Here is a 20,930-nt window from a genome sequence, read left to right on the forward strand (position 1 = left end):
CCCGATCCCCCGAGGAAGGCCGCGTGTACCTCGCACTCCAGATCATCCTGGTCATCACCTCCCTGCTGATGGGCCTGTTCATCCTCCTGCACAAGGGCAAGGGCGGCGGCCTGTCCAGCCTCTTCGGCGGCGGGATGCAGTCGAACCTGTCCGGCTCCACCGTGGTGGAGAAGAACCTGGACCGGATCACCGTGATCACCGCGATCCTGTGGGTGGCCTGCATCATCCTGCTGGGCCTGTTCCAGGCCTTCGACTGGGCGGCCTGACCGGCCCCCGCGCAGCCGACGCCGCGGCCGCCGCGCCCCCGCCGCCGGGGGCGCGGCGGCCGTCCCCGATCCGCCGCGCGGGCGGCTCAGAGCCCGCCGGCGGCGGCGTCGTCGACGAAGACCACGGTCTCCAGCCGGCCCCGGGCCCCGGCGGCCGGCCACCGCGCCGGATCCGCGCCATCGGCAATCGCGGCGACCGCCTCGGCCTTGGCGGCCCCGGCCACCAGCAGCCACACCCGGTCCGCGGCGGCGATCGCGGGCAGGGTCAGCGACACCCGGGTCGGCGGCGGCTTCGGGCAGTCCCGCACCGCCACCACGGTGGCCGCCCGCTCGGCGACCTCCGCGGTGCCGGGGAACAGGGAGTTGACGTGGCCCTCCGGGCCCATGCCGAGCAGGTGCAGGTCGAAGCCGTCGGGGGCGTGCTCGGCGAGCACCCGGGCGTAGTCCGCGGCCGCGGCCGCCGGATCCCCGCCGAAGGCGCCGCCGGCCGCCGCGATCTCGTGCACGTGCCCCTCCGGCACGCCCACCGCGTCCAGCAGCGCCGCCCGGGCCTGGCCGGCGTTGCGCTCGGGGGAGTCGGCGGGCACGAAGCGCTCATCGCCGAAGAAGAGGTGCACCCGGGACCAGTCCACCGGCGCCGAGTCGGCGGCCAGGGCGGCCAGCAGCGCGATCCCGGCGCCGCCGCCGGTGAGCACCACCCGGGCCATGCCGCGCTCACCCTGGGCGGCGGCGACGACCTCGGTGAAGCGCCGCCGGGCGGCCTCCACCAGGCCCGCCTGGTCGGCGTGCCAGGACAGCCGCGGGGCGGGGCGGTCGGACGGGGCGGTACCGGTCATCGGGGTTCTCCTTCGGCGCGTCGGATCCGGCCCAGGCCGCGCAGCGCGCGGGCGTAGGCCGCGTCGGGGTCGAGGTGCCGCAGCTCCTCGGAGAGGCAGTCCACGGTGGGCCGGCGGAACAGGGCCACCTTGAACGGGGGCCGGTCGCCGATCGCCACCTCCGCGGTGGTGGCGTCGAGCACCCGCAGGGTCACCGGGGCGCCGGGGCGCTCCAGGCGCACCCGGGTCACCGGGGCCTTCGGCTCCCCGGCGGCGTCGGCGGGCACCGGCTCCTCGCCGGTGCCGGCGCGGGTCACCGGCACCCCCAGCCGGTCGGCGAGCCAGCCGGCGGCGAGATCCACCGAGGGATCCCCGGCGGGCCCGGCCAGCTCCACCGCGGTGACCGGCTCATGCGGGGGCAGATCCAGGGCGGAGGCGAGCATGCCCCGCCAGGGGGTGAGCCGGGACCAGGCCAGGTCGGAGTCGCCGGGGGTGTAGCCGGAGCGGCGGGCGAAGATCGCGGCATCGTCGGGATCGGCGAGGGAGTCGGTGATCCGGCGCTGCGCCAGCGCGCCGATCGGGGAGGCCGCGGGCACCTGCGGCGGGGTGGAGGGCCACCAGGCCACCACCGGGGTGTCCGGCAGCAGCAGCGGGGTGACGATCGCCTCCGGGTGCTCGCCGACCTCCCCGGCCAGGTGCATCACCACGATCTCGGCGGCGCCGGCGTCGCCGCCCAGGCGCAGCTCCGCGTCCAGGCGGTCGGCGGCGCGCGGATCCCCGGCGACGAGCACCAGCACCCGGGCGGGGTGCTCCCGGGAGACGTCGTTGGCGGTGGCGATGATGGTCTCCAGGTCGTCGCCGCGGGCGGCGAGCACGATCAGGGTGAGCACCCGGCCGGTGGCGACCACGCCCCCGTCATCGCGGCGGGAGACCAGCTCCCGGGCCACGTCGCGGGTGTCGGTGTCGGAGAGGGTGATGATCATCTCGGTGTCCTGATTCCTTGTCCGGGGCGGCTAGGGCCGGCGCCAGGTGCGGCCGGCGCGGGCGAGCATCCGGTCCGCGGAGGCGGGCCCCCAGGTGCCGGCGGGGTAGTCCTCGGGCCGGCCGCGGCCCGCCCAGTACTCGATCACGGGGTCGAGGATCCGCCAGGACAGCTCGACCTCCTCATTGGTGGGGAACAGGCTCGCCTCGTCGAGCAGGGCGTCCAGGATGAGCCGCTCGTAGGCCTCCGGGGCCTGCTCGGTGAAGGACTCCGCGTAGGAGAAGTCCATGTTCACGTCCCGGACCTCCATGGTGGACCCGGGCACCTTGGAGCCGAAGCGCATCAGCACCCCCTCATCGGGCTGCACCCGGATCACCATCGCGTTGGCGCCCAGCGCCTGGGTCATGGTGTCCGCGAAGGGCAGATGCGGGGCGGTCTTGAACACCAGCGCGATCTCGGTGACCCGGCGGCCTAGGCGCTTGCCGGTGCGCAGGTAGAAGGGCACGCCCGCCCAGCGCCGGGAGTTGATCTGCAGGGTGCACGCGGCGTAGGTCTCGGTGGTGGACTCCGCGTCGAAGCCCTCCTCCTCGCGCAGCCCGCGCACCTGGTGCGAGCCCTGCCAGCCGGCGGCGTACTGGCCGCGGGCGGTGGTCTTCGACAGCGGGCGCACCGCCTCGGTGGCGCGCAGCACCTTCACCTTCTCCGCCTGCAGCTCCTCCGGGGTGAAGGCGATCGGCTCCTCCATGGCGACCAGGGCGAGCAGCTGCAGCAGGTGGTTCTGGATCACGTCCCGGGCGGCGCCGATGCCGTCGTAGTAGCCGGCCCGGCCGCCCAGGCCGATGTCCTCGGCCATGGTGATCTGCACATGGTCGATGTAGTGGGAGTTCCACAGCGGGTCGAAGAGCTGGTTGGCGAAGCGCATCGCGAGGATGTTCTGCACCGTCTCCTTGCCCAGGTAGTGGTCGATCCGGAACACCGAGGACTCCGGGAACACCTGGTTGACGATCCGGTTGAGCTCCCGGGCGCTGGCCAGGTCGTGGCCGAAGGGCTTCTCGATGATCACCCGGCGCCAGTTGTCCGGCCCGGCGGCGGCCAGGCCCGCCCGATCCAGCTGGTGGCACACGTCCGGGAAGTTGTCCGGGGGGATGGACAGGTAGTACGCCCAGTTGCCGGCGGTGCCCCGGGAGGCGTCGAGTTCGGCGAGTGTGCCGGCGAGGCGGTCGAAGGCGGCGTCATCGTCGAAGGTGCCGCGCACGAAGTGGATGCCCTCCGCCAGGCGGCGCCAGACGTGCTCCCGGAAGGGGGTGCGCGCCCCGGCGGTGACGGCGTCGCGCACGTAGGACTCGAAGTACTCCTTGGACCAGTCCCGGCGGCCGTAGCCGACCAGGGCGAAGGAGGCCGGCAGCAGGCCCCGGTTGGCGAGGTCGTAGATCGCGGGCAGCAGCTTGCGGCGGGCCAGGTCCCCGGTGACCCCGAAGATCACCATGCCGCCGGGCCCGGCGATCCGGGGCAGCCGCTTGTCCTGCGGGTCGCGCAGCGGGTTGGTCCAGCCGGCCGCGGGGGTCTGGTGTTCTCTCATCCGGGTCCTTCGGGGAGGGGGTGCGTCGGGCGGGGCGGTGCCCGCGGAAGCAGGATACGCCCCGGCGCCGGGATCCGGCGCCGGGGCGGGGCCGGTGCGGCCCGCGGGGCGGGGGCTCAGCCGCGCGGCTCGGCCAGCCGGGCCCCGATGGCCTCCAGCAGGGCCCGCCAGGCGTCGACGAACTTGTCCACGCCCTGGGTCTCCAGCAGGGCGAAGACCTCGTCGAGGTCCACCCCGGCGGCGGCGATGGCGGCCATCTCCTCCTGCGCCCGCGCCCCGGTCCCGGAGAGCCGGTCGGCGATGCCGGGGGCCTCCTCGGCGGCGACGGCGTCCAGGGTGGCCTCCGGCATGGTGTTCACGGTGTGCGGGCCGGCCAGCCCGGTGACGTACATGGTCGCCGGGTAGTCGGGGTTCTTCACCCCGGTGGAGGCCCACAGCGGCCGCTGCACGTTCGCCCCGGCGGCGGCGAGGTCGCGCCAGCGCTCCGCGTCCGCGGCGAAGGCGGCCTCGAACTCGGCGTAGGCCAGCCGGGCGTTGGCCAGGCCCGCGGTGCCGCGCAGGGCCAGCGCCTCCTCGCCGCCGATCGCCTCCAGCCGGGCGTCGACCTCGGTGTCCACCCGGGAGACGAAGAAGGACGCCACCGAGTGGATGGCGGAGAGATCCCGGCCGTTGGCGCGGGCGCGCTCCAGCCCGTCCAGGTAGGCGGCGATGACCTGGCGGTACCGGGGCACCGAGAAGATCAGGGTGACGTTGACGCAGATCCCCTCGGCGAGGGCGTCGGCGACCGCGGGCAGCGACTCGTCGGTGGCCGGGATCTTGATCATGGCGTTGGGCCGGTCCACCCGGGCCCACAGTTCGCGGGCCTGGGCGATGGTGGCCTCCCGGTCCGCGGCGTAGCGGGGGTCGACCTCGATGGACACCCGGCCATCGCGGCCGCCGGTGGCCTCGGCGACGGGGGCGAGCACATCGCAGGCCTCGCGCACGTCGTCGACGGCCATCGCGAACACCGCCTCCGCCGGCTCCGCCCCGGCCCGCGCCAGCTCCGCGAGCTGGGCGTCGTAGGCGTCGCCGGCGGTCATCGCGGTGTGGAAGATCGCCGGGTTGGTGGTCACCCCGACCACCTCGAGCTCCTCGATCAGCCGGCTCAGCCCGCCGCCGGTGAGGCGGCTCCGGGAGAGGTCGTCGAGCCAGGTGGCGGTGCCGGCCTGGGCCAGTGCGGTGAGGTTCGCGTTGGGCATGTGGGGGATTCCTCCGGATGTCGGGTCGATGGGGGCGGGGTGCGGCGGGTGGGCGGCGGGGCCGGGCGCGGGGCGGGGGCCGCCCCGCGCCCGGGCGGCCGGCTCAGGCGCCGGCGGCGGCGATGGACTCGCGGGCGGCGGAGACGACCGCCTCGGCGGTGATCCCGAACTCGGCGAAGAGCCGGGCGTAGTCGGCGGAGGCGCCGAAGTGCTCCAGGCTCACCGCGCGGCCGGCCTCGCCGAGGTGGCGGTGCCAGGGCATCGCGATCCCGGCCTCCACGGAGACCCGGGCGCGCACCGCCGCCGGCAGCACCGACTCCCGGTAGTCCTCGTCCTGGGCCTCGAACCACTCCAGGCAGGGCACGGAGACCACCCGGGCGGCCACCCCGGAGCCGGTGAGGTCCTCGGCGGCGGCGAGGGCCAGCTGCACCTCGGAGCCGGTGGCCATCAGGATCACGTCCGGGGTGCCCTCGGTGTCGCGCAGCACGTAGGCGCCGCGGCGCACCCCCTCGGCGGCGGCCTCCGCGGTACCGGCCAGCACCGGCACGTTCTGCCGGGTCAGCGCCAGCGCCTTCGGCCCGGCCGGGCCCTCCAGGGCGGCGACCCAGGCCGCGGCGGTCTCGTTGGCGTCGGCCGGGCGCAGGGTGGCCATGCCCGGGATGGCGCGCAGCGAGGCGAGCTGCTCCACCGGCTGGTGGGTGGGCCCGTCCTCGCCGAGGCCGATCGAGTCATGGGTCCACACGTAGATGGGGGAGACCCCCATCAGGGCGGCCAGGCGCACCGCCGGGCGCATGTAGTCGGAGAAGATCAGGAAGGTGCCGCCGTAGGGGCGGGTGCCGCCGTGCAGCGCGATGCCGTTGAGGATCGCGCCCATGGCGTGCTCGCGGATGCCGAAGTGCAGGTTGCGCCCGTAGGGGGAGGTGGTCCAGGTGCCGGTGCTGATCTCCTCCGGGCCGAAGGAGGGATCGCCCTTGATCACGGTGTTGTTGGACCCGGCGAGGTCCGCGGACCCGCCCCACAGCTCCGGCAGGGTGCGGCCGAGCTCCTGCAGCACCGCCTCGGAGGCCTTGCGGGTGGCCAGGCCCTTGGCGTCGGCCTCCCAGGAGGGCAGCGCGTCGGCGTAGCCGGCCGGCAGCTCGCCGGCGGTCATCCGGTCGAACAGCGCCTTGCCCTCCGGGTTGGCGGCGGCCCAGGCGTCGAAGGCGGCGTCCCATTCGGCATGCGCCGCCGCGGCCCGGGCGGCCAGCGCGCGGGTGTGCTCGATGACCTCGGCGGGCACCTCGAAGGTGGCCTCCGGGTCGAAGCCCAGCTCCCGCTTGATCAGCGCCACCTCCTCCTCGCCGAGGGCGGCGCCGTGCGAGGCGCCGGTGTTCATCGCGTTCGGGGCGGGGTAGGCGATGACCGAGCGCACCCGGACGAAGGTGGGCCGGTCCCGGTCCGCCTTCGCCTCGGCGACCGCGGCCTCCAGGGCGGCGACGTCCTCGCCGCCGTCGACCTCGATCACCTGCCAGCCGTAGGCCCGGTAGCGGGCGGCGACGTCCTCGGTGAAGGCGATGGTGGTGTCGTCCTCGATGGAGATGCCGTTGTCGTCCCAGAACACGATCAGGTTGCCCAGCCCCTGGGTGCCGGCCAGGGAGCAGGCCTCGGCGGTGACGCCCTCCTGGACGTCGCCGTCGGAGGCGATCACGTAGACGAAGTGGTCGAAGGGGGAGGTCCCCGGGGCGGCCTCGGGGTCGAGCAGGCCGCGCTCGCGGCGGGCGGCCATCGCCATGCCCACCGCGGAGGCCAGGCCCTGGCCCAGCGGGCCGGTGGTGATCTCCACCCCGTCGGTGTGCCCGTACTCGGGGTGGCCGGGGGTCAGCGCGCCCCAGGTGCGCAGCGCCTTCAGATCCTCCAGCTCCACGCCGAAGCCGGCGAGGTAGAGCTGGATGTACTGGGTCAGCGAGGAGTGCCCGCAGGACAGCACGAAGCGGTCCCGGCCCGCCCAGCGCGGCGCCGCCGGATCATGGCGCAGCACCCGCTGGTAGAGCAGGTAGGCCAGCGGGGCGAGGCTCATCGCGGTGCCGGGGTGGCCGGACCCGCAGTTCTGCACCGCATCGGCGGCGAGCACCCGGGCGGTGTCCACCGCCCGGGTGTCCAGATCCGTCCAGTCGTCGGGGTACCTGCGCTCGATGCGCGCCTGCAGCTCGGGGGAGAGGGTCACGGGGGCTCCTGCCTTGGATGCTCGAAACGGTTCGTCTGTTCCGGCTACATCCTAGCCCCGATCCGGACCCGGCCCGGCGGATGCGCGCCGCGCGGATCGGGGCGATGCCCGCTGCGGTATCGGGCTGGGGCTACGATTGGGGCCGCAAAGCCGCCGGAGGACCCGCGTCGGCCGGAGACGAATCGTTGGAGGACCCTTGCTGGAGACCGTCAAGGCGTATTTCGCGCTGACGAAACCCCGCGTCATCGAGCTGCTGCTCGTGGCCGCGATCCCGGCGATGCTGCAAGCCGACCGCGGCGAGGTCCACGTGTGGTACATCCTCGGCACGCTGGTCGGCGGCTGGATGGGCGCCGCCGCGGCGAACACCTTCAACATGGTCGCCGACTCGGACATCGACAAGCTGATGAACCGCACCCGGCGCCGCCCGCTGGCGGAGCAGACGGTGACCAACCGGCACGCCCTGGTCTTCGGGGTGGCGCTGATGGTGGCGAGCTTCCTGTGGCTGTGGCTGCTGTGCAACTCCCTGCTCGCCGCGGTGTTCATCCTGATCACCATCGCCTTCTACGTCTTCGTCTACACCATGTGGCTCAAGCGCCGCACCGACCAGAACGTGGTCTGGGGCGGCGCCGCCGGCTGCATGCCGGTGTTCGTGGGCTGGGCGGTGATCACCGACAACTCCGCCAACGTCACCGGCTGGGCGCACTGGTGGCAGGCCGCGGTGCTGTTCATGGTGATCTTCTTCTGGACCCCGCCGCACACCTGGGCGCTGGGCCTGCGCTACCGGGAGGACTACGAGGCCGCGGGGGTGCCGATGATGCCGGTGGTGCGCGAGCCGCTCTACGTCACGGTGCGCATCATCGCCTACACCGCGGCCACCGCGGTGACCACCTTCCTGCTCATCCCGGCGGCCGGCTGGGTGTACCTGGTGACCTCCCTCATCGCCGCCGCCTGGTTCCTGCGCGGGGCGATCCTGCTGCACCGGGAGGTCAAGGCCGGCGGGGAGATCAAGCCGATGAAGCTGTTCCTGCTGTCCAACAACTACCTGGCGCTGGTGTGCGTGGGCCTGTCCGTGGACGCGGTGCTGGGCCTGCAGACCGTCGCCCAGATGCTCGGCTGAGCACGGGCCGCCGGCCGCGCCGCACGGGCCCCGCACCCCGACCCCGGGGGCGGGGCCCCGCCGCATGCGCGCCCGGCCCCGCGCCGCGCCGGCCCGGGCGAGGGCCCGGCGGCGGACGCCGCCGGATCCGGGGGAGGGCCGGCCGGGCGACGTCCCGGGGACGGCAAAGGGGCCGCGCACCCGCTGGGTGCGCGGCCCCCGCCCGGGCCCGGGCCTGCGACTGTAACCAGGGCCCGGGGCCCAGTTTACGTGGCCGTCACGGCCGGGGAATCAACGGGCCGCGGCATGCTCGGCGTCGCCGGCGGTGGAGCCGGTGACGGTGGCGGCGCCGCCGATGCGGCGCAGCCCCAGGGCGAACAGCACCGCGGTCAGGCCGGTGACGATCCCGGAGCCGGCGACGTGCACCGGCACCAGGGCCTCGGGCACGTCGTTCCAGTACTGGATCATGCCGACCCCGCCCTGGATCAGGATCATGGCGAACAGCCAGGCGCCGAGCTTCACCGCCGCGGAGTCGACCTCGCTGACCGCCAGGGCGAAGATCAGGCCGATGACCAGGCCGAGCAGCAGGTACATGAACCCGGCGTGCACGTGGGTGAGGTCCACGATGGGCAGGTTCAGCCGGTCCTCGGGGGCGACCGTGGCGTCGCCGGCGTGCGGGCCGGCGCCGGTGACCATGGTGCCCGTGATAAGGGTGGCGGTCATCGCGGCCGCGCACAGCGCCGCCAGGCGGCGCAGCAGCGGCGGGTAGGTGCGGGTCACCGCGCCGTCATCGGGTTCGGCGACTTTGACGTAGGCCAGGCCCGCGATCCACACCAGCAGCATGGAGGGCAGGAAGTGCAGGGCCACGGCGTACCACTTCAGGTCCACCCACACCGAGACGCCGCCGATCACGGCCTGCACGATGATGCCGAGCCCGGAGATCAGGGCCAGCACCTTGATCTCGCGGCGGCGGCCGGCCCGGACCACGGCGAGGAAGAGCAGCAGGGTCAGGGCGACCAGGACGAAGGTGAGCAGCCGGTTGCCGAATTCGATGGCCTGGTGCAGGGCCGGGGCGGCCCCGGCGACCGGGGTGAAGGAGCCGGGGTGGCACTGCGGCCAGGTCTCGCAGCCGAGCCCGGAGCCGGTGACCCGGACGATGGATCCGGTCACCGCGATACCGGCCTGGGCGACGAGCACCAGCAGGGCGTAGAGGCGCTGCCGCCGGATGGTCGGCAGCGGCAGCCGTTGCAGCGGCAGCCGCCGCCCGGTGCCGGGGGCGCTGGAATCATGGGTCGAGGTGGTCACGGGGCCCAAGCCTACCCGCCGCGACCGGGGGCGACGGGGGCGGGGCGGCCGCTATTCCCCGGAGGCCTCGAAGCGGAACAGGCGGGTCGCCGCCCAGCCGCAGAGCAGGCCCCAGGCGAGCAGCACCAGCAGCGGCACGGCGGTGTCCCCGCCGTCCAGGATCCCGGTGAGCAGCCGGGTGGCGGCCACCGAGGGCAGCAGGTCCAGGGCGGCGGCCAGGGGGCCGGGCAGCTCCGGGCCGACGGCGACCAGGGTGGCCGCGCCGAGCAGCAGGAACCAGATCAGGTTGGCCAGGGCGAGGATGAGCTCCGCGCCGAGGGTGCCGCCCATGAGCAGCCCCATGGTGGCGAAGCTCGCGGTGGCCAGCAGGGTGGCCGCCAGCACCAGGGCCATGGCGCCCGGGCCGGCCCGGAAGCCCAGGGCGATGGCGGTGGCGGTCATCAGCGCGAACTGGATGGCGACCACCACACCGACCGCGCCGACCTTGCCGGCGATGATCGCCCAGCGCGGCAGCCCGGAGGCGCCGACCCGCTTCAGGGCCCCGTAGCGGCGGTCGAAGCCCACCGCGATGGCCTGGCCGGTGAACCCGGCGGACATCGCGGAGACGGCGAGCACCATCGGGTAGACCGCGTCGATGGGCTCCGCCACGTCGAGCACCGGCACCACGGTGAAGCCGACCAGCAGGGCCAGCGGGATCACCATGGACAGCAGCGCCTGCTCCCCGTGCCGCAGGATCAGCGCGGTCTCCATCCGGGTCTGCGCGACGAGCACCCGGCGCATCGGCGCCGCCCCCGGGTTGGGGGCGAAGGTGCCGCGGGGGAACCTGCTGGTGGTCTCGGGGCTCTCCGCCACGTCAGCTCCTCATCTCTCGGCCGGTGATGTCCAGGAACACGTCCTCCAGGCTGCGCCGGGCCACCTGCAGCCCGGTGATCAGCACCCCGCGGTCGGCGCACCAGGCGGCCAGCCGGGCGATGCCCTCGGCGTCGGCGGCCCCGGCGACCCGGTACCGGTTCGGCGCCACCGCGCGCACCTCCACCGCCGCCCCCGGGCCGGCGAGGTGGCCGGCCAGGGCCGCGGCGTCGATCGGCGCGTCCACGGTGAGGTCGATGCCCCGGGTGGTGGCGAGGCCGGTGAGCTCCCCGGTGGTGCCATGCGCGACGGTGCGCCCCCGGTCGATGATCATCACCTCGTCGGCCAGGGCCTCCGCCTCGTCCATCAGGTGGGTGGTGAGCACCACGGTGGCCCCGTCCCGGCGCAGCGAGCCGATCAGGTCCCACACCGCCAGCCGGGACTGGGCGTCCAGCCCGGCGGTGGGCTCGTCGAGGAAGACCAGCTCCGGCCGGCCGACCAGGGCGCAGGCCAGGGAGAGCCGCTGCTGCTGGCCGCCGGAGAGCCGGCGGTAGGCGGTGGCCCGGTTGCGGCCCAGGCCGACGACGTCGATGAGCCAGTCCACGTCCAGGGGGTCGGCGGCGTAGCCGGCGACCAGCTCCAGCATCTCGGCCACGCGCACCCCCGGGTAGGCGCCGCCGCCCTGCAGCATCACGCCGATCCGGCGGCGCAGCGCATCGGTCTGCCGGTGCGGATCCAGGCCCAGCACCCGCACGGTGCCGGAGTCGGGCCGCACGAAGCCCTCGCACATCTCCACGGTGGTGGTCTTGCCGGCGCCGTTGGGCCCCAGCAGGGCGAGCACCTTGCCGCGCGCCAGGCGCAGGCCGAGCCCGTCGACCGCGGTGACGTCGCCGTAGCGCTTCGTCACCCCGGTAAGTTCCAGCGCCGGCGCGTCGCCGGCCTCCATGGCGTGGGTCACGGGGCAAGCATAGGCCAGCCCGGGCCGCAACCCGGCCACAGGGCCGCGCCGCGCGCCGCTCAGCGCACCCGGAACACCCGGGTGCGCGCGCCCAGGGCGAGCACCGCCGCCAGGCACACCGCGAAGGACCCGGCGGCGCCGAGGTAGATCTGCAGCACGGTCATCGGCGGCAGGCCCAGGCCGCGGGGCAGCACCGCGAAGCTGAAGAAGGTGGAGTAGGCCACCACCGCCACCCGGAACCCGGGCCGGTCCGCCCAGCCGGACAGCGGCACCAGGGCCCACAGCAGGTACCAGGGGTGCACCACCGGGAAGAGCAGCACCAGGGCGAACATGGACAGCCCGTAGCCGCCCAGGGGGTGGATCCGGCCCCGGAAGGTGGCCCAGAGCATGCGCAGCATCCACGCCCCGGCCAGGGCCACGCCCAGGCCCCGGGTCAGGGTCAGCGCCGCATCGGAGACGTCCCCGACGCCGAGCAGCCGGCCGAAGAACCCGGCGAGCACGCCGAGCAGGGTGGGCAGGGACATCCAGCTGCGGATGCTGGCCGCCCCGCCCTGGCTGGTCACCCAGCCGAAGCCCAGCCCGGTGGCGGTGGAGGCGGCGACCACGGTGACCCCGGCCACCGCGGCCACCCCGGCGGCGGCGCGGGCCACCGCCGCGGCCCCGCCGCCGAACCGGCGGGCCAGGGCCATCCCGGCGAACCCGAGGGCGACGAAGCCGGTGACCTTCACCATCCCGGCCAGGGCGATGAGCACGATCCCGGCGATGAGCAGCACCAGGCGCCGGCCCCGGGGCCGGCCCCGGCCGGGGTCGGGCGCCGGGTCCGGGGAACCGGCCCGGGGGGCGCCGTGCAGGGCGCATTGGGTGAGCTCCAGCCCGCACAGCAGCAGCGCCAGCAGCAGCGACTCGTTGTGCGCGCCGCCGACCAGGTGCAGCAGCACCAGCGGGTTGAGCACGCCCAGCCACAGCGCGAACTGGGGGGAGACCCCGCAGCGCTGGGCGAGCCGGACCAGCGCCCAGGCCACCGCGTAGAGGGAGATCACCGCGATGGTGCGGTGCAGCAGCACCGAGGCGAGCACGTGGTCCTCGGTGAGCGCGGAGATGCCCGCGGCCACCGCCATCGCCACCGGGCCGTAGGGGCTGGGCGAATGGGACCAGATCAGCGGCACCGAGCGGGCCAGCGGATCCCGGGCGCCGAGGATGTCCACCGGCCCGGCGAGGTAGGGGTCCAGGCCCCGGCCCACGATCGCGCCCTGCGCCAGGTAGGAGTAGATGTCCTGGGTGAACAGGGGGGCGGTGATGAGCAGGGGCAGCACCCAGCCGGCGAAGGTGCGCACCAGCATCCCGGTGTCCACCGCGGTGACCCGGGTGCGCGCCCCGGCGTAGACGAACACGCCCACGCCCAGCCAGGCCAGCACCAGGAAGGCGATCCCGGTGAAGGTGACGATGGTGGTGGCCTGCAGCATCCGGCCGAGCGCCCCGCCGAGCGGGTTGGCCCAGAAGGCGTTGCCGATCACCGGGGTGGCCCCGGCGCCGATGCCGCCGACCAGGATCAGGATCGCGCCGAGGGTGCCGGTCCAGCGCAGCGCGGTGAAGCGGCGCAGCTCGCGGTGGTCCACCCGGTAGGCGAGGGGGGATTCCACGCCGCGGTGCAGGGTCGCCGATCGGGACCCGGCCCGGCCGATCCGGGGCAGCGCGTCGCGCACCCAGCCGGGGGCCAGCGCGCCCCGGGTCGCTTCCTCGTCCACGGGCTAGAGGATACCGGCCCAGGCGCCCCGGGGCCGTCTGGACATGGCGGCCCAATTACGCAACACTTGTGTTGTCTAAAGCCCCGGCGGGATCCGCCGGGGCGGCGGACCGTGCCCGGGCCCGGATCGGACCCGGGGGCGCGGCAGTGCACGAGACGATACCGGCAGGAGGTGCCGACGATGACGCCCACGCGCGACGGCGACACCCGCCGCCGGATCCTGGAGACCCTGCTTGCCGGGGACCCGGCCAGCGCCTCGGAGATCGCCGCCGAACTGGGGCTGTCCGCGGCGGCGGTGCGCCGCCACCTGGACATCCTGGTCGGCGAGGGCCTCGCCGAGGCCGCGCCGGCGCCGGCGGCGGGACCCCGCGGCCGGGGCCGGCCGGCGAAGACCTTCCGGCTCACCGCCGAGGGGCGCTCCCGCTTCGGCCACGGCTACGACGAACTCGCCGCGGCGGCGCTGGCCGCCCTGCGCGAGGCCGGCGGGGAGGCGGCCGTCATGGCCTTCGCCCGCCGCCGGGCCGCGGAGATCCTCGACGGCGTCGACGCCGTCGGCGACGGGGTGAGCGTGCCCGAGGTGGTGGACCAGGTCGTCGGCGCCTTCCGGCGGCACGGCTACGCCGCGCACGCCCACCCGGGCCGCGCCGGTTTGCAGCTGTGCCAGCGGCATTGCCCGATCAGCGAGGTCGCCGGGGACTTCCCCGAGCTGTGCGAGGCCGAGCAGGAGGCGGTGAGCACCCTGCTGGGCCAGCACACCCAGCAGCTGGCTACCATCGCCGACGGCAACGGCGTGTGCACCGTGCACATCCCCCTCGTCCGATCCCGACCCCCAGCCCCCCATGCAGCACCCACAGAAAGGAGCGGACAATGACCCTCGCCCAGGATGAATCCGCGATGGTGCCCAAGCCCCAGACCGATGAGGAGATCATCGAGTCGATCGGCGCCTACCAGTACGGCTGGCATGACGACGACACCGCCGGGGCGGCCGCCAAGCGCGGCCTGTCCGAGGCGGTCGTGCGCGACATCTCCGCCAAGAAGGACGAGCCGGAGTGGATGCTCGAGCGCCGCCTGAAGGCGCTGGACATCTTCGATCGGAAGCCGCTGCCCACCTGGGGCGCGGATCTCTCCGGCATCGACTTCGACAACATCAAGTACTTCGTGCGCTCCACGGAGAAGCAGGCCCAGACCTGGGACGATCTGCCCGCCGACATCAAGGAGACCTACGACAAGCTGGGCATCCCGGAGGCGGAGAAGCAGCGCCTGGTCTCCGGGGTGGCCGCCCAGTACGAGTCCGAGGTGGTCTACCACCAGATCCGCGAGGACCTGGAGGCCCAGGGGGTCATCTTCCTCGACACCGACACCGGCCTGAAGGAGCACCCGGAGCTGTTCCGGGAGTACTTCGGCTCGGTGATCCCCGCCGGCGACAACAAGTTCTCCGCGCTCAACACCGCGGTGTGGTCCGGCGGCTCCTTCATCTACGTGCCCAAGGGGGTGCACGTGGACATCCCGCTGCAGGCCTACTTCCGGATCAACACCGAGAACATGGGCCAGTTCGAGCGCACCCTGATCATCGTCGACGAGGACGCCTACGTGCACTACGTCGAGGGCTGCACCGCGCCGATCTACAAGTCGGATTCGCTGCACTCCGCGGTGGTGGAGATCATCGTGAAGAAGGGCGGCCGCTGCCGCTACACCACCATCCAGAACTGGTCGAACAACGTCTACAACCTGGTCACCAAGCGCACCAAGTGCGAGGAGGGCGCGACCATGGAGTGGATCGACGGCAACATCGGCTCCAAGGTGACCATGAAGTACCCGGCGGTGTGGATGACCGGCCCGCACGCCCGCGGGGAGGTGCTTTCGGTGGCCTTCGCCGGGCAGGACCAGTTCCAGGACACCGGGGCGAAGATGGTGCACATGGCCCCGCACACCTCCTCCAACATCGTCTCCAAGTCGGTGGCGCGCAGCGGCGGCCGGGCCGCCTACCGCGGCCTGGTGCAGGTGAACAAGGGCGCCAAGCACTCCGCCAGCTCGGTGGAGTGCGATGCGCTGCTGGTGGACACCATCTCCCGCTCGGACACCTACCCCTACGTCGACGTGCGCGAGGACGACGTCACCCTCGGCCATGAGGCGACCGTCTCCCAGGTCTCCGATGACCAGCTCTTCTACCTGATGAGCCGCGGGATCGAGGAGGATGAGGCGATGGCCATGGTGGTCCGCGGATTCGTGGAGCCCATCGCCAAGGAGCTGCCCATGGAGTACGCCCTGGAGCTCAACCGCCTCATTGAACTGCAGATGGAAGGGTCGGTCGGTTAAACCCATGACTACCGCAAACACCGTTGAACCGGCGGTGCAGCCGCACCGCCGGGTGCTCGCCAACAAGGGCGACATCTTCAGCTCCTTCGACGTCGCCGACTTCCCGGTGCCCAAGGGCCGCGACGAGGAGTGGCGGTTCACCCCGCTGCGCCGGCTGCACGGCCTGCACGACGGCACCGCCGGGGAGCCGGCGCCGGCGGACATCGCCGTCGACGCCGCCGAGGGCGTCGAGGTGCACCGGGTGCGCCGCGGCGACGAGCGCCTCGGCCGGGCCGGGACGCCGGTGGACCGGGTCGCCGCCCAGGCCTTCAGCAGCTTCGACGAGGCCGTGGTGCTGGAGGTCGGCCGCGGCGCCGAGGCCGGGGCCCAGGATCCGGTCACGGTGCGGATCACCGGGCCCGGGGAGGGCCGGGTCGCCTACGGGCACGTGGTGATCGACGTCGCCGCCGGCGCCCACGCCGCGGTGGTGCTGGACTACCGCGGCTCCGGGGCCTTCGCCGACAACGTGGAGTTCCTGGTCGGCGACGCCGCCTCGCTGACCGTGGTCAGCCTCGGCAACTGGGCCGCGGACGCGGTGCACCTCTCCGGCCACCACGGCCGGCTGGGCCGCGACGCGGTGCTGCGGCACACCGTGGCCTGCTTCGGCGGGTCCGTGGTGCGGGTGATCCCGCGGGTGGCCTTCACCGCCCCCGGCGGCGACGCCGAGCTGCTGGGCGTGTACTTCGCCGATGACGGCCAGTACTTCGAGCAGCGGCTGCTGGTGGATCACGCGGTGCCGAACTGCCGCTCCAACGTGATGTACAAGGGCGCCCTGCAGGGCGACCCGGACTCCCGGCTGCCCGATGCGCGCACCGCCTGGGTCGGCGATGTGCTGATCCGGGAGAACGCCGGCGGCACGGACACCTACGAGCTGAACCGGAACCTGATCCTCACCGAGGGCGCCCGGGCGGACTCGGTGCCCAACCTGGAGATCGAGACCGGCGAGATCGCCGGCGCCGGGCACGCCGCCACCGTCGGCCGCTTCGACGACGACCAGCTGTTCTACCTGATGAGCCGGGGCATCCCGGAGGAGGTGGCGCGCCGGCTGGTGGTGCGCGGCTTCTTCGGCGAGGTGATCCACCGGATCCCGGTGGAGTCCGTCCGCGACCGGCTCACCGACCTCATCGACGCCGAGCTCGCCACCGTCGAGCTCTAGCGGCGCCCCACCCACCCGAACTTCCCGAGAAGGACACCACCTGACGATGAGCACCCTGGAAATCAAGAACCTGCATGCGCAGGTGCTCCCCACCGACGAGACCGCCGAGCCGAAGCCGATCCTCAAGGGGGTGAACCTGACCATCCGGTCGGGGGAGACCCATGCGGTGATGGGCCCCAACGGCTCCGGCAAGTCCACCCTGGCGTACACCATCGCCGGGCACCCCCGCTACGAGGTCACCGAGGGCGAGGTGCTGCTCGACGGCGAGAACATCCTGGAGATGAGCGTCGACGAGCGCGCCCGGGCCGGCCTCTTCCTGGCCATGCAGTACCCGGTGGAGGTCACCGGCGTGTCCATGTCCAACTTCCTGCGCTCGGCGGCCACCGCGGTGCGCGGCGAGGCCCCGAAGCTGCGGCACTGGGTCAAGGAGGTCAAGGAGGCGATGCGCGGGCTGGAGATCGACCCGTCGTTCTCCGAGCGCTCCGTCAACGAGGGCTTCTCCGGCGGGGAGAAGAAGCGCCACGAGATCCTGCAGCTGGATCTGCTGCGGCCCAAGTTCGCCGTGCTCGACGAGACCGACTCCGGCCTGGACGTCGACGCGCTGCGGGTCTGCTCCGACGGGATCAACCGCTACCAGGAGGAGACCGACGGCGGGATCCTCATCATCACCCACTACCAGCGGATCCTGAACTACGTGCGGCCCGATTTCGTGCACGTCTTCCACGACGGCCGCTTCGTCGAGTCCGGTGGCCCGGAGCTGGCCCTGGCCCTGGAGGAGCACGGCTACGAGCGGTTCATCGATGCTCAGTCCTGAGCTGCGGGCGGATTTCCCGATCCTCGCCCGCACCGTCCGGGACGGCCGGCCGCTGGTCTACCTGGACTCCGGGGCCACCGCGCAGCGGCCCCGGCAGGTGATCGAGGCGGAGACCCGGTTCCTGGAGCGGTGCAACGCCCCGGTGCACCGCGGCGCCTACCAGCTCGCGGAGGAGGCCACCGACGCCTACGAGGGCGCCCGGGAGGCGATCGCGGCCTTCATCGGCGCCGATCACGAGGATCTGGTGTTCACCAAGAACGCCACCGAGGCGCTGAACCTGCTCGCCTACACCCTCGGCGACGACCGGGCCGGCCGGTGGGCGGTCGGCCCCGGCGACACCATCGTGGTCACCGAGCTGGAGCACCACGCCAACCTGGTGCCCTGGCAGGAGCTGGCCCGGCGCACCGGGGCGCGGCTGCGCTGGTACGCCGCCACCGCCGATGGCCGGATCGACCTGGACTCCCTGGACCTCGATGAGACGGTCAAGGTGGTGGCCTTCACCCACCAGTCGAATGTCACCGGGGCGGTGAGCGACGTCGCCGAGATCGTCTCCCGGGCGCGGGCGGTGGGCGCGCTCACCGTGCTCGACGCCTGCCAGTCGGTGCCGCATATGCCGGTGCACGTGGGCGAGCTCGGGGTGGACGCGCTGGCCTTCTCCGGGCACAAGATGCTCGGCCCCACCGGGGTCGGCGCCCTGTGGGCGCGGCGGGAGCTGCTCGCCGCGCTGCCGCCCTTCCTCACCGGCGGCTCCATGATCGAGGTCGTCGCCATGGACGGCTCCAGCTACGCGGGGCCCCCGCAGCGCTTCGAGGCCGGCACCATGATGACCAGCCAGGTCGTCGGCCTCGGCGCGGCCGTGGGGTACCTGGAGGCGCTGGGCATGCCCGCCGTCGCCGCGCATGAGCGGGCGCTCACCGAGCGCGCCCTGGAGCTGCTGCCCGCCATCCCGGGCCTGCGGATCATCGGCCCGGCCGGCCCCGAGGATCGCGGGGCGGCGGTGTCCTTCCAGGTCGACGGGGTGCACCCGCATGACCTGGGCCAGGTCCTCGATGACCGCGGGGTGTGCATCCGGGTCGGCCACCACTGCGCCTGGCCGGTGCACCGCGCCCTGGGCGTGCAGTCCACCGCCCGGGCCTCGTTCTACCTGTACAACACCCTCGACGAGGTTGACGCGCTCGCCGACGCCATCGTCGACGCCAAGCGTTTCTTCGGCGTCTGAACCCGCGCCCGCCCGGACCCCGGGCGGCGCACCGCCTCATCCGGCGGGTCCTGGAGGAGCATATGAAACTCGAGCAGATGTACCAGGAGGTCATCCTGGACCACTACAAGCACCCGCAGCATGCCGGGTTGCGGGAGCCCTACGGGGCGGAGGTGCACCACGTCAACCCCTCCTGCGGGGACGAGCTCACCCTGCGGGTGGCGCTCTCCGCGGACGGGGCCACCGTCGAGGACGTGTCCTATGACGCGGTGGGCTGCTCCATCTCGCAGGCCTCGACCTCGGTGATGGCCGAGGAGATCATCGGCCGGCCGGTCGAGGAGGCGATGGCCAAGCTCGCCGAATTCGAGCGCATGATCACCTCCCGGGGCACCGTGGAGGGCGATGAGGACCTGATCGGCGACGGCATCGCCTTCGCCGGGGTCTCGAAGTACCCGGCGCGGGTGAAATGCGCGCTGCTGGGCTGGAAGGCCTTCCAGGCGGCCACCGCCGAGGCCATGCACGGCGGGGCCGGCCCCGCCGCGGACACCGAGGAGGACCGATGAACCAGAACGAGCACACCCCCGACGCGGCGGCCGCCGCGGAGGCCGAGGCCGCCCGCGCGGCCCGGATCGCCGAGGAGGAGAACACCCTCGGGGTGCCGGAGCGCCCCGAGCAGTCCGCCGCGGACGAGCAGCTGGCGATCCAGGTGGAGGAGGCGATGTACGACGTCGTCGACCCCGAGATCGGGATCAACGTGGTCGATCTCGGCCTGGTCTACGACATCTGGATCGAGGACGGCTCCACCGCGGTCATCCACATGACCCTGACCTCCCCGGCCTGCCCGCTGACCGATCTGCTCACCAGCCAGACCGAGTCGCTGGTGATGGACCTCGACGGCATCGAGGACTACCGGATCAACTGGGTGTGGTCCCCGCCGTGGGGCCCCCAGTTCATCACCGAGGACGGCCGCGACCAGATGCGGGCGCTGGGCTTCTCCGTCTAGCCGCCCCCGCCCGGGGCGGCGCGCGACACCTGGCGAAGGGAGGGATCCATCATGCTGCCCAACGTCCGTTGGCCGGAGCTGGTCATCCTGCTCATCGTCATCTGCGCGATCGCGCTGATCGCGGCGATCATCCGCCGGCTCTAGCCGGATCCGCCGCCGGGCGCAGCGGCAGCGCCACCGTGGCCAGCAGCCGGCCCAGCACCCGCGGGGCCCGCCGGGCCAGGCCCGGGGCCAGCGCGAGCATGGTCGCCGCGATCCCGGCCGGGGAGGCCCCGGTGAGGTAGGCCCGGATCCGGTGCTCCGGGAGGCGGGCGAATTCGGCGAAGAAGGCCCGGGTGGCGGGCGCGTCGAAGCCCAGCAGCACCCGCAGTCCCCGCCGGCGCAGCCAGGTCGCCGCCGCCCCGCCCGGGGCCGCCGCCGCCCGGCCCCCGGCGAGGGCGTCGAGCACCCGATCCGCGTCCGCCAGCGCCCAGCCCACCGAGTAGCCGGTGGCCGGGTGCATCCACCCGGCGGCCGCCCCGAACCGGACGACCCCGCCGCCGCGCCGGCGGGGCGGCGGCATCCGCCCCGGGCCCAGGGGGAAGTCCACCACCTCCTCCGCCAGCGCCGCCCCCGGCGGCACGCCGAGATCGGCGAGCCGGGCGGCCTGCATCCGCCGCAGATGGGCGTGCAGCCCCGCATCCCCGGCGGCGTTCGCGGCCACGGCGAGGATGGTCTCCTCCACCAGCCAGCGGCCGCCGCCGAGCGGAATCCGGTAGGAGAAGGTCGCCGGGAGCGCCTCGGCCCCCGGCGGGGCGCCCGCGGGCACCCGGAAGTCCATGAGCACCGCCCGCCGGTGCGCCGCCGGCAGCGCCGCGGCGGGGAGGACCTGCCCGTAGGCCAGCTGCCGGGCGGCCAGCGGCCGCGCCGGCCGGGTGTCCGCCACCGCGTCCGGCCGGTCCCAGCCGGCCGCGGCCACGACCCCGGCCGGGGTCACCTCCGGCCCCGCCGGGCCGGGTCGGGCGCCCGCCCGGGACCGGGCCACGGCGAAGCCGCCCAGCCCGGCGAGCGCGCCGGCGTCGAGCACCGCGTACTCCGAGTCCAGGGCCCGTTCCCGGCCGGCGGCGTCGATGAGCACCGGCCGCGCCCGGGCCGCGACCGCCGCCGCCGGCAGCCAGCCGGGCAGCTGGTCGGCCCAGGCGCCCACCGTGGACGGGGCCCGGGGCCCGGCCGGGTCCACGCCGAGCACCGGCCAGCCCCGGGCCGCGGCCCGGTGCGCCAGGGCGGTGCCGGCCGGCCCCAGGCCCAGCACCACCAGCCGCGGCGGGGGCTCGGGTCGGGTACCGGGGGCGGGCGTGGCGTCCATGGCCCCACAGGATACGTCCGCGCC

19 protein-coding genes are annotated in these 20,930 nt (G+C 74.1%); 9 read left to right on the top strand and 10 right to left on the bottom strand.

The annotated features are described in order from the left end of the window. The first annotated feature begins 23 nt into the window (after positions 1 to 23). Positions 24 to 266 carry a preprotein translocase subunit SecG gene (gene secG / locus CSPHI_RS06220; RefSeq protein WP_075691977.1) on the top strand — a complete coding sequence of 81 codons (243 nt, stop codon included), beginning with the start codon at positions 24 to 26 and terminating at the stop codon, positions 264 to 266. Between the two features lie 86 nt (positions 267 to 352). Here secG and pgl read toward each other — a convergent pair whose 3' ends face one another. The 5 genes from pgl to tkt all read right to left on the bottom strand — a co-directional run bounded on the left by pgl (position 353) and on the right by tkt (position 7,083). Further along, positions 353 to 1,102 (bottom strand): 6-phosphogluconolactonase, encoded by a 750-nt coding sequence (pgl, locus tag CSPHI_RS06225; RefSeq protein WP_075691978.1) that lies wholly within the window; start codon positions 1,100 to 1,102, stop codon positions 353 to 355. Beyond that, positions 1,099 to 2,064, bottom strand: coding sequence for a glucose-6-phosphate dehydrogenase assembly protein OpcA (locus tag CSPHI_RS06230; RefSeq protein ID WP_075691979.1), 966 nt, complete (start codon positions 2,062 to 2,064; stop codon positions 1,099 to 1,101). The genes pgl and CSPHI_RS06230 overlap by 4 nt, the downstream gene beginning before the upstream one ends. Positions 2,065 to 2,094: 30 nt before the next feature. Further along, the gene (gene zwf, locus CSPHI_RS06235; RefSeq protein WP_075691980.1) at positions 2,095 to 3,642 is read right to left on the bottom strand and encodes a glucose-6-phosphate dehydrogenase; all 1,548 of its coding nucleotides are present in this window, start codon (positions 3,640 to 3,642) and stop codon (positions 2,095 to 2,097) included. Between the two features lie 116 nt (positions 3,643 to 3,758). After that, on the bottom strand, positions 3,759 to 4,880 hold the full coding sequence (gene tal / locus CSPHI_RS06240) for a transaldolase (RefSeq protein ID WP_075691981.1): 1,122 nt from the start codon (positions 4,878 to 4,880) through the stop codon (positions 3,759 to 3,761). Between the two features lie 103 nt (positions 4,881 to 4,983). After that, positions 4,984 to 7,083, bottom strand: a complete 2,100-nt coding sequence (tkt, locus tag CSPHI_RS06245) for a transketolase (protein WP_075691982.1) — start codon at positions 7,081 to 7,083, stop codon at positions 4,984 to 4,986. Positions 7,084 to 7,279: 196 nt separating this feature from the next. Here tkt and CSPHI_RS06250 point away from each other — a divergent pair, with 196 nt between their 5' ends. Further along, entirely contained in the window at positions 7,280 to 8,200 is a 921-nt protein-coding gene (locus CSPHI_RS06250; protein ID WP_281248671.1) for a heme o synthase, read from the top strand. A 270-nt stretch (positions 8,201 to 8,470) separates the two neighbouring features. Here the strand turns inward: CSPHI_RS06250 and CSPHI_RS06255 are convergent, their stop codons facing one another. From CSPHI_RS06255 to mptB, 4 genes are all read right to left on the bottom strand, one after another. Then, positions 8,471 to 9,484: a COX15/CtaA family protein gene (locus CSPHI_RS06255; protein WP_245803277.1), complete on the bottom strand. Its 1,014-nt coding sequence runs from the start codon at positions 9,482 to 9,484 to the stop codon at positions 8,471 to 8,473. 51 nt (positions 9,485 to 9,535) lie between these two features. Next, entirely contained in the window at positions 9,536 to 10,336 is an 801-nt protein-coding gene (locus tag CSPHI_RS06260) for an ABC transporter permease (protein ID WP_075691983.1), read from the bottom strand. Position 10,337: 1 nt separating this feature from the next. Then, a complete protein-coding gene (locus tag CSPHI_RS06265; RefSeq protein ID WP_075693839.1) occupies positions 10,338 to 11,279 on the bottom strand; it encodes an ABC transporter ATP-binding protein in 942 nt (313 codons plus the stop codon). A 71-nt stretch (positions 11,280 to 11,350) separates the two neighbouring features. Beyond that, a complete protein-coding gene (gene mptB / locus CSPHI_RS06270) occupies positions 11,351 to 13,036 on the bottom strand; it encodes a polyprenol phosphomannose-dependent alpha 1,6 mannosyltransferase MptB (RefSeq protein WP_084210283.1) in 1,686 nt (561 codons plus the stop codon). Between the two features lie 180 nt (positions 13,037 to 13,216). Between mptB and CSPHI_RS06275 the strand changes: the two genes are divergently transcribed. The 7 genes from CSPHI_RS06275 (at position 13,217) to CSPHI_RS06305 (ending at position 19,561) form a co-directional block, all read left to right on the top strand. Next, a complete protein-coding gene (locus CSPHI_RS06275) occupies positions 13,217 to 13,906 on the top strand; it encodes a helix-turn-helix transcriptional regulator (protein ID WP_075691984.1) in 690 nt (229 codons plus the stop codon). Then, positions 13,903 to 15,351 carry a Fe-S cluster assembly protein SufB gene (gene sufB / locus CSPHI_RS06280; protein ID WP_075691985.1) on the top strand — a complete coding sequence of 483 codons (1,449 nt, stop codon included), beginning with the start codon at positions 13,903 to 13,905 and terminating at the stop codon, positions 15,349 to 15,351. The genes CSPHI_RS06275 and sufB overlap by 4 nt, the downstream gene beginning before the upstream one ends. Before the next feature lie 4 nt (positions 15,352 to 15,355). Next, positions 15,356 to 16,546 carry a Fe-S cluster assembly protein SufD gene (gene sufD, locus CSPHI_RS06285; RefSeq protein WP_075691986.1) on the top strand — a complete coding sequence of 397 codons (1,191 nt, stop codon included), beginning with the start codon at positions 15,356 to 15,358 and terminating at the stop codon, positions 16,544 to 16,546. A 46-nt stretch (positions 16,547 to 16,592) separates the two neighbouring features. Beyond that, entirely contained in the window at positions 16,593 to 17,360 is a 768-nt protein-coding gene (gene sufC, locus CSPHI_RS06290; RefSeq protein WP_075691987.1) for a Fe-S cluster assembly ATPase SufC, read from the top strand. Further along, positions 17,347 to 18,579 (top strand): SufS family cysteine desulfurase, encoded by a 1,233-nt coding sequence (locus CSPHI_RS06295; protein ID WP_075691988.1) that lies wholly within the window; start codon positions 17,347 to 17,349, stop codon positions 18,577 to 18,579. Before sufC ends, CSPHI_RS06295 begins: the two co-directional genes overlap by 14 nt. A 62-nt stretch (positions 18,580 to 18,641) precedes the next feature. After that, entirely contained in the window at positions 18,642 to 19,121 is a 480-nt protein-coding gene (sufU, locus tag CSPHI_RS06300) for a Fe-S cluster assembly sulfur transfer protein SufU (protein ID WP_075691989.1), read from the top strand. Beyond that, complete coding sequence (locus CSPHI_RS06305) at positions 19,118 to 19,561, top strand: metal-sulfur cluster assembly factor (protein WP_075691990.1); 444 nt, start codon at positions 19,118 to 19,120, stop codon at positions 19,559 to 19,561. The genes sufU and CSPHI_RS06305 overlap by 4 nt, the downstream gene beginning before the upstream one ends. Before the next feature lie 127 nt (positions 19,562 to 19,688). Here the strand turns inward: CSPHI_RS06305 and CSPHI_RS06310 are convergent, their stop codons facing one another. Beyond that, complete coding sequence (locus CSPHI_RS06310) at positions 19,689 to 20,906, bottom strand: lycopene cyclase family protein (protein WP_075691991.1); 1,218 nt, start codon at positions 20,904 to 20,906, stop codon at positions 19,689 to 19,691. Positions 20,907 to 20,930: the final 24 nt, after the last annotated feature.

The sequence above is a fragment of the Corynebacterium sphenisci DSM 44792 genome (assembly GCF_001941505.1).
GTDB lineage: Bacteria > Actinomycetota > Actinomycetes > Mycobacteriales > Mycobacteriaceae > Corynebacterium > Corynebacterium sphenisci.

Bases quoted from the DNA above. Each gene is read 5' to 3' on its own strand.
- pgl (WP_075691978.1), bottom strand. From the start codon at position 1,102: ATGACCGGTACCGCCCCGTCCGACCGCCCCGCCCCGCGGCTGTCCTGG.
- CSPHI_RS06230 (WP_075691979.1), bottom strand. From the start codon at position 2,064: ATGATCATCACCCTCTCCGACACCGACACCCGCGACGTGGCCCGGGAG.
- zwf (WP_075691980.1), bottom strand. From the start codon at position 3,642: ATGAGAGAACACCAGACCCCCGCGGCCGGCTGGACCAACCCGCTGCGC.
- tal (WP_075691981.1), bottom strand. From the start codon at position 4,880: ATGCCCAACGCGAACCTCACCGCACTGGCCCAGGCCGGCACCGCCACC.
- CSPHI_RS06265 (WP_075693839.1), bottom strand. From the start codon at position 11,279: ATGGAGGCCGGCGACGCGCCGGCGCTGGAACTTACCGGGGTGACGAAG.
- CSPHI_RS06275 (WP_075691984.1), top strand. From the start codon at position 13,217: ATGACGCCCACGCGCGACGGCGACACCCGCCGCCGGATCCTGGAGACC.
- sufB (WP_075691985.1), top strand. From the start codon at position 13,903: ATGACCCTCGCCCAGGATGAATCCGCGATGGTGCCCAAGCCCCAGACC.
- sufD (WP_075691986.1), top strand. From the start codon at position 15,356: ATGACTACCGCAAACACCGTTGAACCGGCGGTGCAGCCGCACCGCCGG.
- sufC (WP_075691987.1), top strand. From the start codon at position 16,593: ATGAGCACCCTGGAAATCAAGAACCTGCATGCGCAGGTGCTCCCCACC.
- CSPHI_RS06295 (WP_075691988.1), top strand. From the start codon at position 17,347: ATGCTCAGTCCTGAGCTGCGGGCGGATTTCCCGATCCTCGCCCGCACC.
- sufU (WP_075691989.1), top strand. From the start codon at position 18,642: ATGAAACTCGAGCAGATGTACCAGGAGGTCATCCTGGACCACTACAAG.
- CSPHI_RS06305 (WP_075691990.1), top strand. From the start codon at position 19,118: ATGAACCAGAACGAGCACACCCCCGACGCGGCGGCCGCCGCGGAGGCC.
- CSPHI_RS06310 (WP_075691991.1), bottom strand. From the start codon at position 20,906: ATGGACGCCACGCCCGCCCCCGGTACCCGACCCGAGCCCCCGCCGCGG.